Below are 13892 nucleotides of genomic sequence, written 5' to 3'. Positions count from 1 at the left end.
ATTTTAGTAAAATCTACTAAAATAAGTTCAATACTATATGCGGATCGCTAATTATGAGGCTTTCCATTTTTGCGGAAGAACCCGATAGCAAAACCTGCATATCCAAGGCGACCCGATGGAAAATACCTGACATTGCAGTTTGATTTAACTTACGCCCCAAAAATGCCCTCGGGACAAAATTTTCAGCAATTATGGATACTAAACGATCTTGGAAATAATAAATACAACATTATTCTGCCGAGTTATAGCAGCAACTGCTGGATTGTTCAAACTTACCAGCAAGGAGCGAATTATCGCATTCAGGCTTCCTAATAATGGCGGTACCAGTTTCCCTGGTGATAAAACAATATATATTCATCCGGTTTCTTGATGATAACTTCTTGTGCCCAACATATATCTAACCTTCAAACAAACTACTTTGGACTTCAGAAACAGCATAATTATGCCCAAACCAGGCAGCGCTATTTCTGGAGTCTCAATTTATGCCGTTTACTTTTGCTCTTGAAATTCCAAAAAACATCATCAAGAGGATGGTTTAAACAAGAGGTAGTCATATCTAGTGACAATATGTGAATTCGCTAATTCCTCACCGTCGACCCTCTCACCAACAACTCCGACTCGATAATAATCGTATTCGTAACATCAATGACCTGTTTCCCTGTCAGGTGGTTGATCAACGTGGTCACGGCCAATTCGCCCATTTGGCGACCGGGGTAATTGATCGTCGTGAGATTGGGCTCAATGATTTCAGAAACAAAATCGTTATTAAACCCGGCTACTGCTATATCATCAGGAATATTAAAGCCTTTCTTTATCAATACTTTCATACAGCTTACCGCGCAGATATCATTGGCTATAAAAAGCCCGTCGGGCGGATCAGACATTGCCGCTATCAGCACACCCACCTCCGCACCGGCTTCCGAACTTAGATCATTGATGAGATGAAGCGACGGATCCAGCTCAATTCCCGCCTCACTCAATGCCTGCTGATATCCTTGTAACCGTCCACTATAAACGTTTCGCGCCATATTACCTCCAACATGCATGATCCTACTACAACCCTGGTCCAAAAGATGCCGGGTCAGCTGATATCCCGCCTTTTGATTGTCTACTACAATACCCAAAAATCCGTCACGCTCAATAGTTCTGTCAAAGAAAAGAACGGGAATTCGCCTTTTTTGAAAGCTTTCGAAATGCTCATATGAATGGGTATCATAAGCCACGGAAACCATCAGCCCGTCGACACGACTATTGTACATGGTCCGCATGTTGGCGATCTCGTTTTCACAAGATTCCAGCGACTGACTGATCAACAGATTATATCCCGCCTGATTCGCGACTGTTTCCATTCCTGCCAAAACGGATGACATGAAATTGCTATTGAGCCGGGGCACCACAACCCCAAGCGTATGCGTGCTTTTTTTACGAAGATTGCTGGCAAAAGTGTTGGAACGATATCCCAACTCAACCGCTTTGGCAGATATTGCCAACCGCGTTCTAATATTGATCGCCGGATGATCATTCAACGCCCGACTGACAGTGGCGGCCGACAGGTTCATGACCTTTGCGATATCGTAAATAGTAACTTCCTTTTCCATAAAATCTTCGTTTTCAGAGTTGCTGCGAATGATTACCCAGTCAATCAGTTACAAGGTTGTCTCGAACTGTATTTTCATTTTTTCATAAGAACTCGAAGACGAAGAGGGCACTATTCCTTCCAGTTCAATCCTAAATTTCTTTGTGACATTGTGGCAATTTTACAAGGCGTAAAAGCAGCGGTTTTTCATGCTGCAAATATAGACGAATATCCGGCGAACTATTCAATTTTAAATGTCATTGCAATCGATTGCAATTTTAAATTTTCTAAACATATTTTCGCTTCATTGTGAGGTGCTTGCAAAATATATTTGTCTTTAAACGCTTAACTTGTAGGGATTAAGGAGTATTTATTCCGTCTTTAAGTAGCTGATAGGTTCTGTACCAAAAATCAAAAGATAATCGTCCCAGGCTGACTGCCAAAAGCCGACCACTCAAAGCCAATATATATGATTCATACGATGCGCTGGTTTGGCCCTAATGACCCTGTCTCCCTGATGGATATTCTTCAGGCAGGATGCACAGGTGTTGTAAGTGCCTTACATCAAATCCCTGTAGGAGAAATCTGGTCAAAAGATGCGATTCTGGAGCGCGTTGGACTAATTGAGGCCGGTAATGATCGATATACTAATCTCAACTGGCTTGTAGTCGAAAGTTTGCCGGTCCATGAGCATATCAAAAAGGGCCTCCCTGATCGCGATTTCTATATTCGAAATTATCAGGAATCTTTGCGGAATCTGGCAGCCTGTGGCATTAAAACCGTTTGCTACAACTTTATGCCCGTTCTGGATTGGTCTAGAACAGCTTTGCATTACCCTCTAAATTCCGGTGCTACCACGATTCGTTTCGTATGGGAAGACTTTGCCATTTTCGATCTCTTCATCCTGAAAAGACAAAATGCTAAAAACGACTATGAGCCAGAAGTTCAAGTAGCTGCCCGTCAGAGGTTTGACAACATGACTTCTGAGGAAATCGACAAATTGACCAATACAGTTTTATTGGGATTACCAGGATCCGAAGAAGCTTTCGCTCTGCCTGTTTTCCAGAGCTTACTGGATCAATATGCCGATATAGACAGTAGGAAATTAAAGGAAAATTTATTTTACTTCGTACAACAAGTTGCGCCGTTAGCTCAGGAACTGCGCATCAATCTTTGCATCCATCCCGACGACCCTCCAAAATCATTACTCGGTCTACCGCGTGTGGTAAGTACAGAAAATGATTTGGCCGAACTCATGGACTGCTGCGATGTTCGGGCGAATGGCATTACGTTTTGTACCGGCTCACTTGGCGTGAGACCTGATAATGATCTTGTTCAAATGATCGAACGCTTTGGTGAGCGTATTCACTTTGTCCATTTACGAACCACAAAACGGGAAGAGAATCCAAAAAATTTCCACGAAGCGCCTCATCTGGAAGGAGACGTGGATATGTATGAGGTGATCAAAGTAATTCTAACGGAGGAAAATAAACGGAAGGTGGCTGGATATAATGATCAGCTTTTGCCGATGCGCCCGGATCATGGTTTTCAAATGCTCGACGATCTTCAGAAGCGGACCTATCCGGGTTACTCCGCGATCGGTCGTTTAAAAGCACTGGCCGAGCTGCGTGGCTTAGAAATGGCTATCAAACGATCGCAACTTTTGTAAAAAAGTCAGCCCCAGTTTTAAGTGAAGTGTTTGCTATCATTACATCCAAATGACTTGGCGTCCCCGACAATTCCCTGACAAAACCTGAACCGGATATATAAATTGTATTAATAAACACTTACCCATTCTATTCAATTTTCGCATGTCATCAGAATTAACAAATCCGACTCCTGACCTTTCCAACTTTTCTCTTTCGGGGAAACTGGCTCTTATTACAGGAGGGGGAAGCGGAATCGGGTTTTATATAGCACAGGCCATGGTAGCGGCAGGAGCCAAAGTCGTTATCACAGGCCGTAGAGAGTCTGTTTTGAGAGAGGCAGCGGAAACTTTGGGTCATAATACTGCTTACTATTCCAACGATGTAACGGCACTCAACACGATTCCTGACCTTGTTGCAAAAATCGAAAATGAGCAGGGTCCAATTGAAATATTGGTAAACAATGCGGGTATCAATATGAAAAAGCATGCGGTCGAGGTGACGGATGAAGATTTTCATAAAGTGGTGCAAACCAACCTCCATGCCGTTTTTTCGATGACTCGGGAATGTGGAAAGCGTATGATTGCAAGACAATCAGGCTCCATTATCATGATTACCTCCATGGCGGCGTTATATGGTATCGATCGTGTGGTGGCATATACGGCGTCCAAGTCGGCGGTGGGCGGAATGGTGATGGCCTTGACGACAGAATTTGCACCCTATAATGTACGGGTTAACGCCATCGCACCAGGCTTTATCGAAACGCCGATGATGCTGACGGCCATGAACGGCGACCCTTCGCGACGTGATAAAGCGATGGACAGAACGCCTATGGGTAAGTGGGGAAAACCGGAGGATGTTGGCGCAGCAGCTGTTTTTCTGGCATCGCCCGCCTCAAAATTCATCACGGGAGTGACGTTGCCTGTCGACGGCGGTAATTCGATCGGCTTTTAAATCAGCAATTTATATTTCATTTTACCTAAAACCTTATGACCAGTTTCAGAAACCTCTTTAAAGTCCTTTTATTAGTTTTTGCTTTGAGTATAACGCAATCCTCTTTTGCACAGAAAAAGATCAAGTGGAACAAGGTAAAAGTTCTGGTTTATACTAAAAATGGCAAAGGTTTTGTACACGACAACATTGCCAATTCAGTGCTTGCGATTAAAGCGCTAGGCGATCAAAACGGATTTAAAGTCGACGTAAGTGAAGATCCTTCTGTTTTCACGGACGACAATCTGAAACAATATGACGCGTTGGTTTTCTCCAATACCAACAATGGTGTATTTGATACAGATGCACAAAAAGTAGCATTTATGAGGTATATCCAAGCAGGTGGAAACTTTGTTGGTTTGCACTCAGCATCAGGCACAGAACGTCAGTGGAGATGGTTTAAGGATTTGCTGGGAGGTACTTTTTTCTGGCATGAGCCAGGGCAAAGTTTTTCTGTAAATATTCTTGATCACTCAAACCCTTCGTTGACGCATTTGGGAGATACGTGGGTTCGCGACAAGGACGAATTCTACTTTATCAAAGAGATGGGAGTAAACCTGCACGTGTTGGCGGTAAACGACCATACCACTATTCAAAAGCCGGCAGGAAAAGCACTGGACACTTTTGGAACCGTATTCCCAAGCGTTTGGTGGCACGAATATGATGGTGGTCGCGCCTTCTATTCTTCACTTGGTCATGAAAAAGGAGACTATGAAAAAGAGGATTTAAGAAAACATATCTTGGGTGCTATAGAATTTGCAATTGGTTCACAAAAGCCAAGGGATTATAAAAAAGCATATGCAACAAGCCCTGAAACGCCGGTAAGGAAGTAGGTAACTTGGAAAAAGAAGGAAAGGACGAAGGAGGATGTTCAACCTCGCGTAATATTCGCAGGTTATGGTCAACGGATACATTTTTTTTACAAAAGCACTAAAATAGATTCAATAAACTCATAACGAGAAAGTTAAATACACTAACACCTAACACCTTAAAGCTAAGAGCTATATGCAAGATATCATTCATGAAAAGTTGAAAAAGGCCTCTGAGGACAGGCGCTCCTTCCTGAAAAAAGCAGCCACCGGAACTGCGGGGATTATTGCGGCTTCCATGTTCCCGAGCATCGTGCCGTCTTCTGTGTTTGGCAAAAATGCGCCAAGCAACAAGATCAATATCGGACAGATTGGATTCGGAAGAATCGGATCGAGCCACGATTTACCGGAAATCCTTAAAAACGAAGTGGCCAACGTAATCGCCGTAGCTGATCTTGATAAAAACCGATTGGCATATGGCAAAAAGTGGATTGAAGGGCAGTATGCAAAACGCACCGGAAAAGAGAATTATCTGGATGTAAAGACTTACGACGACTATCACGAGATTTTGGCAAGAAAAGATATCGACGCCGTAATCATCAGTACGCCAGACCATTGGCATGCGCAGCCAGCTATGGAGGCCGCAGTTGCAGGCAAGCACGTATATATGCAAAAGCCGACTTCGCTGACTATAACGGAAGGACGAATGATGGCCGATATGATCAAGAAGAAGGGTATAAAGTTTCAGTTGGGTAGTCAGCAGCGGTCGGTGAACCCTTGGCCTCAGTTTAAAAGAACTTGCGAACTGGTTCGTAATGGCCGTATTGGAAAACTGAAAAAAGTATATGTTGGCCTTCCAGGTGATCCGGCTGGCGGAAACGTTGCGCAAATGCCTGTGCCTTCTAATCTGAATTATGATATGTGGCTGGGCTCGACACCGGAAGTATACTATACTTTGGATCGCGTTCATTCTCAAACCGATATCAACGATCGTCCGGGTTGGTTGCGTTTAGAGCAATTCGGAGCAGGGATGATTACTGGCTGGGGCTCTCACCATATCGATATTGCCCATTGGGGAATGGATACCGAATTGACAGGCCCAATCGAGATTGAGGGAAAAGCCACCTTCCCGGCGCCTGGATCTGGCCTTTGGAATGTTCATGGAGACTTCCTCGTGAATGCCAAATATGCCAACGGAGTTGAAATGGAAATAGGCGGAACCAACCCGAACGGTGTGAAATTCGAAGGTACCGATGGCTGGATATTTGTTTCTCGCGGCAACGTGGGAGTTACGGCGTCGGATCCCGGAGCGGCGGATGCTGCTGCGGAGAATAAAGCCTTCTATGCAAGTGACAAGAAAATATTGGGCTCCGTAATCGGGCCGGATGAAATTCATTTATACGAAAGTCCTGAGCAACACCAGAACTGGCTGGAGTGTATCCAAAACGGCAAAGAAACCATCAGTCATGCAGAAATTGCACAACGGTCATGTACTGCCTGCCTGCTTGCTCACACAGCCATGAAGATACCTCGCAAGCTGAAATGGGATCCTAAAAAAGAGAAATTTATTAAAGACGACGAAGCCAACGCAACGCTCTCACGCCCTCAACGCGGCATATATGGAACAAGCAAGGTGAAGGGGTGACGGCTTTTAGCTGTTAGCTTTTAGGGGTTAGTTGATCTGGATACTTCAGGCAATATTGCCAGAAAGAGTTTTCATAAAAAAATAAAAAAAGAGTTTCGCGAAGTTCGAAAGAGCCTGGTGAAACTCTTTTTCATACTGTCTCACGCCAAAAAAAACTAATCCGAGCCACTCATTCCCGCATTCTCACGTTCTCACATTGCCAATTACCCATAATTCCCCTTATACTCCCTAGGCGTATGTCCTATATATTTCCTGAAATTTCGGTTGAAATTGGAGAGCGAATCAAAACCGCTGTCATATGCGATCTGAGCAATGGTCCACTGATCTTCCAATAACAATTTGCAGGCATGCCCCACCCTGATTTCGTTCACAAAATCAATGAAGGTTTTGTTAGCGCGAGCTTTAAAATAGCGACAGAATGCTGCTTCACTCATTCCTGCAAGAGACGCTACATCTTTCAACCTGATTTCCTGCGCAAAATGCTGCAGCACGTGATTGTGCACTTTTTGCATTCTTTCTGTTTCAGAGACTTTATAAGTATTTACATATCCATAACTCGCGATGGGCGTTCCATCCGGCTCATGGGCAAGGCGATCCAGTAGCGTAAGTAATTTCAAAATTCGCTGAAAACCCTCCATATGAAGCAGTGAATGCAGTTCCTCGCGGATATGTTCTCTGGCCTTTCCTTTGTAAACAATACCGCGTTTGGATTCAATCAGCAACTGTTTTAAGGCCAGCATTTCAGGTTTTTCCAGAAACTCCTTCCCAAGAAAATCTTCTTGAAAATATAGGACAATTCCGTGTGTATAAAGCTCCGCATTTCCTGAAAAATATGCGGCGTCGCTTCTCCACAAATGTGGAATATCGGGTCCAAGAAATACGGTATCCCCCGGCTCAAAAGTATGTATCGAATCGCCTATAAATCTTTTTCCAGTACCCTCTAAAACCGTGAAAAGTTGGTAATGCGGGTGAAAATGCCAGTTAGCATCAAAGTGCGGCTCTCTAAGCTCCTGAACAGTAATGGTATGCACCTGGCTTTCAACATTTTTATGTATTGGCGCTTTCATACTTTATAACGATATATTGACCCTAATATCCTCAAATTAAAAACACACAAGTCAATATTCAGCCATATATAATGGTCAAAAGAAAAGTTTTTTTGATGTACTGAGCAAGAGGCAACAAGGAAATTAGTTGCGGACAGGATAAACCAAACAGCCAAAAACGACGTTATCAATAAACCACTTCATCAAAATCAACAGCATTGGATTAGATTTTTATTGATAAAAAATCATCGATGTCAGCTCGTGAGAGGCAGGTATTGTCTATTGAAAAGTTGATTGCAATTTAAAATCTCTACTATAACCCCCACTCGTCATATGAAAAGTATAAACTATCTCTTAGGCATTTGCCTGCTCCTCGTGGCAGTCTCGTGCCGCCAGTCAGCTCCGATTCAAAGTAACCTGGAACTCACTGGTTTGTGGAACCTGGACTATATCGTTCAGGAAAATGATACGGTCGCGAAGCCTGTTCCCTACAAAGCGCCATATGAGGTTACGCTCAATTTTAAAGACAAAGGCGAACTGGAAGCTACTTCTTCGAATAATTTTATCACCGGTTTTTACGAGGTTTCACAGCAAAATACGATTCAAATTGGTGGTGGCGGCACAGATCGGGCTGAGACAAAATGGGGCGAGCTGTTTGTAAATGCTTTGCCGGAAATAAACCTTTACGAGCTTAAGCCAAATCGTTTGATATTGTTTTATGACTCAGGCAATCAGCTTGTTTTCAGCAGGGGCAGGAAGTAAAATAATTGCTGAACGAGCAAAACACAATTTGACTGCAAATTTCTAAATATTAACATCGCACCCGCCTGAAAAACATTCCCGCCGTCAAAATACATTCACAACTAATCAAAACAGGTAAAGTAATTTGTACTATGTTAGTGTAAAATTGTATTCTAAAAAAATCGGTAAATGATTAAATAAGCTGGCTGTTCGTTGACACCTATCGATATGCTCCCGCCGATTTCCATCAGACCTAAAAGAGACAAATAGTTACACATGAAATATAGTATGAATCTTCTCCTTTGGGGAGATAAAATTGACGACAGCCTTTTTCCAACTTTGGAACTTATCAAAAGCATTGGATTTGACGGCGTGGAAGTTCCGATTTTCAATACAAATCCTGAACATTGGTTCAAATTTCGTCAGAAGCTGGATGAACTTGGCCTTGAATGCGAAACCGACACGATATGCGGCCCGGATAAGCATTTGATCAGTCACGATCCCAAAATGCAGCGCGCCACGATCGACCATTTGAAAAGTTGTCTGGACTGCTCATTAGTTCTCGGAGCAACAAAACTGATGGGGCCTTATCACTCTGCTCTTGGCGTTTTTACCGGAGAACCGGCGACGGAGGACGAATGGAACCGCGCCGTTGACGGTATCAGAGAAGTAGCAGATTATGCCGAATCACTGGATATCACGCTGGGCATTGAATACCTGAACCGTTTCGAGCTATATCTGACCAGCTGCGGTGACGAGCTAATTCGTTTTGTGGACGACGTCAACCACCCGAACTGCAAGATTATGTTCGACACCTTTCATGCCAATATCGAAGAAAAAAATATCGGTGATACGATCCGGAAAGCTGGTGACAGAATATCATTTATCCAACTTTCAGAAAACGACAGATCTACGCCGGGAAAAGGAAACGTGGATTGGGAAGGCGTCTTTAAGGCCATCAAAGATATTAACTATGACGGGTGGCTGAGTATTGAAGCTTTTAGCCCAAAACTTGCTGTCGCCAACATCTGGCGGAAAATGTTTGATTCCGAAGAACAATTGATGCGCGACGGACTGCAGTTTATCAAAGCCAATATATAGGCCATCGGCAGTCAGCTATCGGTTATCCTTACTATCCTGAAACCTAGAGTCTACAGTCCGGATTCTACAGAAACGCGTGGCTACCGGAATCTGATCCATTGCCGGTAGCCGACCGTTGAGAGTCAGTATTAAAGCTCCGTAATTACCAGATCTCTAAAAGCCACCCTGGCTTTCCCGCCGCCGTGGATCTGAACGGCGATCACGCCTTTGTCAGGAATAGATGCATCTTTTTCGTAATAGTCCGCGGTTTTCACGCCATTGATATATAGCTCATGATGATTGCCCTTGCAGCGAATAATGTAGGTATTCCAGTCATTCTTTCGAATCACCTTGTTCAGGGTTTTTAGTTGGAGTTCTGTCAACTTTTCGCGCCTGTGTTCGTCATAGATATTGCCCCAATATCCTTCGCCAATATCCGCCTGATATCCGATTATCTTATCGCCGTCCAATACAGATCGATACTGGATTCCGGAGTTAATAAAACCGGTAGCAGGGTCGCCCGTGAGTTTGAATAAACACCTGAATTCAAAATCCTTATATTCTTTTTCTGTTCGGAGATATGAGTTTTCTGGTATCGGCTTCTTTTCATCTCCACAGATAATCATACTGTCCGCAACCGACCACCAGCTCTGCTGCGATGCATTAACGGTTTTCCAACCATTTAAGGTTTTGCCATCAAAAAGAGAAACCTCCTGAGTCTGGGCAAAAAGCGTCGATGTACTAAATGCTATTATACCGAAAATGGCAAAGATGGATCTGTATACTTTCTTGTGCATATCCCGTATGAAATTGGATGTTTTAACTATTGGGATAATGCGGGATTGGAGGATTTCTACTCATTTACATGACTAGTGGCATATCATCGACCGCCATCGCAAGAATATTGCATATCTCATCATAAAGATTGTTGATTAACCGCCTAGTTTTTGCATCAGTTTCTTGCGATATGTCTCTACAGTCGCCGCGCCGAATTTGGAGGATATCTTATAAAAAAATGGGCGTCAGCCACACTCAGATGTGCAACTCACTCCCATTTTCAAATGATAGCTATTCAGTCAGTTAGTAAGTTTTGGATAGTAAACCCGGTTTTTCCTGTTCCAGTTTTAACATCAATTCTCCAAACAGCGTATTGACCCATGCAAACCACTTGCGGGTAAATTTCGAAGGGTCATCTTTATCAAAGGATTCATGCATAAAGCCCGTATTATTATGAGTCGCTTTTAACAGTTTCAACTGCTCTGCTATCTCCTTTTCGTCTGTTGAAGTGATCGCTCTGGCGATGATTCCCATCGGCCATATCTGATCAATCAGGGTATGCGGACTACCCAAACCTTCACCGGCTTTTCCTTTGAAAAAATATGGATTAGAATCGCTTATCACAAATTTTCTGGTATTAACGTAGATCGGATCTTTTACAGAAACTGCTCCAAGATATGGCATACTGATCAATCCTGGTATTCCTGCGTCGTCCATCAGCAAATAATTACCAAAACCATCCACTTCAAAAGCATATATCTTCCCAAAAACCGGATGGGGATATACCGCATACTTCTTCAATGCAGCTTCCACTTCATTTGCCAAAGCCTTAAACTCAGCAGCCAGGTTTGCCGATTTGCCCGTCTTTTCCAATATCTCCGCAATCTGCCTGAACGACACCACCGCGAAGAAGTTGGATGGGACAAAAAACGGATATATCGCCGCGTCATCGGAGGGGCGGAAAGTACTGGCAATCAACCCAACTGGTTTGATTGGGTTGCCATATCCATTGCCCGGCACCGTGTCAGTCGACCAGGCAGTAGTACGGCCAAATCTATAGGGTCCACGATTTTCCTTGCGCTGCTGTTCTCTGCAGGTTTTTAAAATCAATTCAGCAGCTTTCAGCCAATCTGCGTCAAAAGGAGTTGTGTCACCAGTAATTTTCCAATAATGATATGCCAGACGAATGGTATAACAAAGCGAGTCCAACTCCCACTTACGTTCGTGAAGCATGGGCTGCATTTTTGTATGATCCGTTGTCCACTCGCTTTCTTTCGGACGGTCATAAAATGCGTTTGCATATGGATCAATCAGTATACATTTGGTCTGACGGTTGATCAGGCCAGCCACTATATCCTGCAATTTTTGATCCTCCTTCAAAAGAGCCAGATAAGGCCATACCTGCGCAGAACTGTCTCGCAGCCACATCGCATCGATATCGCCCGTGATAACAAATGTATCAGGTTTATTATCAATCACTTTGTAGTGAACCGTGGTATCGATGGTATTCGGAAAACAATTTTCAAACATCCAGCCGAGCTCCGGATCCTTGATTTTTTTCTTCATCCTGGCGATCGTACTTTCAACCGCCTCGCTCGTAAAACTCCGATCTTTCAAAGCTGTGCGAACTACCGGAAAGTCGGCATTTGAAGTTTGGGAAAATGCCCAACCGGAAGTGGCAGCTCCGACCGCAGTAAGTGTACTCGTTTTTATAAAATCTCGTCTATGCATCTGATTTGGGTCCGGGATTAGTACTTATTAAAAAATTTAAAAAAGCAAGTTAACAAAATTTGCCTGATGGACTGATTGAATGGAGATATCATTCGCTGGTATCTAAGCCTGCTTATGGCTTTATTTTCATCTGGGATCTTAATACCAATGCTTGGCTATCAATAATCAGCAATTGATTATTTAAATTTATATACCCTTAAACAAATTGGCAATGAGACACTTACCCAAACTTCACCTATATCTGATTTTTGCCTTGCTGGCAGGTTGTTCGGATAACAATATAGTTAAGGACGAGGGTCAGGAAGTGTATTTTGAGGTCGTCACGGAAACCCACGCATGGGAGCATAAGTACGAAGGTTTTTTGATCGACGCGGAAGGAAACATCCGGCAATATACCAATCCGGAAACCTGGATAAGTGTGGATACTATAATGGATCAGATTTCAATTGCGAATATGAAATCAAATATTGATCAGACGGTGCTCTCTGGAAAGAAAATTGATTCAGCTGAATTAAAGAACTATATCTCGAAAATCGCGAATATAACCGAAAGTAATTTTTCCAAAGTACAGTTATCAGAGGCCGATCCTGTTTCGAAAACCTATTATGCTTATCGTTTCAATGCGCAACGAGCTATATATGAACCTGTTCTTATTTTTGAAAATATTGGAACCACAGGCCGACTGAACAGCGACCCAAACGCAGTGGAGATTTACAACTGGCTGAAGGATGTAAGTAAAATGTAAAAAGGATCGTTTCAGAAACAGCGCTCCGAAACGATCCCAAATTTTGAACTATTGCTTTACGATTGGAAAAGTGTAGCTAGACTCCCCACCAGAAACGACAACCTGATAAACTCCCGGTTGCAACTTGCCAATATCCTGCGAGAACCTCCCTTCTTTAAGCGACACATTCTGTTTTTTATAAACATCTGTTCCAACCATATTCACTATCGTGACGTTGGCTGATTTCAACTTGGAGTTTGGCAACTCAATCGTTACCGATGACTGCGCAGGATTTGGATATAGCTTCGCTTTCGCCATATTTTCCGATGTGATCGCAATCGTTTTCGAATACCCATATTTGCCATCCTTGTCAAACTGCTTTAATCTGTAATAGCTTTTTACTGATGTAAAATCATCGTCTGTGAAATAGTAGTTATTGGTATTGGACAAGACAGTCAAAGCTGGCACACTGCTTATCTCTGCAAATTTCCTAGCGTCATATGACCGTTCAACTGCGAAATAATCATTATTAACTTCCTCGGTAGTTACCCAGTGGAGCATATTTCCTTCGATTGTATTTTTTCCTTCAAAGCTCAGCAGTTTTACAGGAAGCGAAGTTCCGGGAGGAGCGTCAGAAAGACCGAAGCCCGAAAAACCGGTATCAAATGTTGCGGTAAAGGCATAGTCATCATTATATTTTGAAACAGTAACAGGAACTGCAGTTGACGAACTGGCGTCACCCACTCCAATTCCGCCCTCACTTTTTCCCATGGAAGTAATATCAGATGCAAAATCTCCCAGTTCAGCGGCAGTGTAGTACAACGTGATTTCGTATTTCCCAGCCGGATCAGGATTAGAAGGAATGACCCGTAAAGTTTTATCGGCGATATTGTAACCAATCCATTCTGAAGTACCATCGCCTGCACGATCAATTTCAACTGAAGTACAGCCGTAATCGTGATCGGTGAGGTTTTTGATTTTTGCCAGGATTGCTTTGGTTTCGGGGTCGTAGAAGGAAACTGTTTGGTTTGGCCCGAGAAACTGTTGATCTGGAACTGTTAAGACAGCGTCTCCTATTGGAATCGAATAGTTGGTTCCGGAAATTTTAATATTGTCTATTTGCCAAC

General features: G+C 43.2%; 12 protein-coding genes. 7 read left to right on the top strand and 5 right to left on the bottom strand.

Annotated features, from left to right (window positions below; all coding sequences use genetic code 11):
• Positions 1-578 precede the first annotated feature (578 nt).
• Positions 579-1598: a LacI family DNA-binding transcriptional regulator gene (locus tag AC1XUD_RS20425; RefSeq protein ID WP_483362876.1), complete on the bottom strand. Its 1020-nt coding sequence runs from the start codon at positions 1596-1598 to the stop codon at positions 579-581.
• Between the two features lie 447 nt (positions 1599-2045).
• Between AC1XUD_RS20425 and uxuA the strand changes: the two genes are divergently transcribed.
• The 4 genes from uxuA (at position 2046) to AC1XUD_RS20405 (ending at position 6666) form a co-directional block, all read left to right on the top strand.
• Positions 2046-3245, top strand: a complete 1200-nt coding sequence (uxuA, locus tag AC1XUD_RS20420) for a mannonate dehydratase (protein WP_483362875.1) — start codon at positions 2046-2048, stop codon at positions 3243-3245.
• A gap of 142 nt (positions 3246-3387) precedes the next feature.
• Complete coding sequence (locus AC1XUD_RS20415) at positions 3388-4176, top strand: SDR family NAD(P)-dependent oxidoreductase (protein WP_483362874.1); 789 nt, start codon at positions 3388-3390, stop codon at positions 4174-4176.
• A 35-nt stretch (positions 4177-4211) separates the two neighbouring features.
• Positions 4212-5045: a ThuA domain-containing protein gene (locus AC1XUD_RS20410; RefSeq protein ID WP_483362873.1), complete on the top strand. Its 834-nt coding sequence runs from the start codon at positions 4212-4214 to the stop codon at positions 5043-5045.
• A 172-nt stretch (positions 5046-5217) separates the two neighbouring features.
• On the top strand, positions 5218-6666 hold the full coding sequence (locus AC1XUD_RS20405) for a Gfo/Idh/MocA family protein (protein ID WP_483362872.1): 1449 nt from the start codon (positions 5218-5220) through the stop codon (positions 6664-6666).
• Positions 6667-6869: 203 nt separating this feature from the next.
• Here the strand turns inward: AC1XUD_RS20405 and AC1XUD_RS20400 are convergent, their stop codons facing one another.
• A complete protein-coding gene (locus AC1XUD_RS20400) occupies positions 6870-7733 on the bottom strand; it encodes an AraC family transcriptional regulator (protein WP_483362871.1) in 864 nt (287 codons plus the stop codon).
• Between the two features lie 312 nt (positions 7734-8045).
• Here AC1XUD_RS20400 and AC1XUD_RS20395 point away from each other — a divergent pair, with 312 nt between their 5' ends.
• On the top strand, positions 8046-8474 hold the full coding sequence (locus AC1XUD_RS20395; RefSeq protein WP_483362870.1) for an META domain-containing protein: 429 nt from the start codon (positions 8046-8048) through the stop codon (positions 8472-8474).
• Between the two features lie 255 nt (positions 8475-8729).
• Positions 8730-9554, top strand: coding sequence for a sugar phosphate isomerase/epimerase family protein (locus tag AC1XUD_RS20390; protein WP_483362869.1), 825 nt, complete (start codon positions 8730-8732; stop codon positions 9552-9554).
• Between the two features lie 128 nt (positions 9555-9682).
• Here the strand turns inward: AC1XUD_RS20390 and AC1XUD_RS20385 are convergent, their stop codons facing one another.
• Both AC1XUD_RS20385 and AC1XUD_RS20380 read right to left on the bottom strand, forming a co-directional pair.
• On the bottom strand, positions 9683-10330 hold the full coding sequence (locus AC1XUD_RS20385; protein ID WP_483362868.1) for a 3-keto-disaccharide hydrolase: 648 nt from the start codon (positions 10328-10330) through the stop codon (positions 9683-9685).
• 283 nt (positions 10331-10613) lie between these two features.
• Entirely contained in the window at positions 10614-12041 is a 1428-nt protein-coding gene (locus tag AC1XUD_RS20380; protein ID WP_483362867.1) for a glycoside hydrolase family 125 protein, read from the bottom strand.
• Between the two features lie 211 nt (positions 12042-12252).
• On the opposite strand from AC1XUD_RS20380, the gene AC1XUD_RS20375 reads away from it, so the two are divergent.
• Positions 12253-12786, top strand: a complete 534-nt coding sequence (locus AC1XUD_RS20375) for a hypothetical protein (protein WP_483362866.1) — start codon at positions 12253-12255, stop codon at positions 12784-12786.
• A gap of 48 nt (positions 12787-12834) precedes the next feature.
• Here the strand turns inward: AC1XUD_RS20375 and AC1XUD_RS20370 are convergent.
• A partial coding sequence (locus AC1XUD_RS20370; protein WP_483362865.1) for a T9SS type A sorting domain-containing protein occupies positions 12835-13892 on the bottom strand: 1058 nt, incomplete at its 5' end.

The sequence above is a fragment of the Dyadobacter sp. HNCC25DJ184 genome (assembly GCF_056895215.1).
This window is presented reverse-complemented; position numbering and strand designations above follow the sequence as displayed.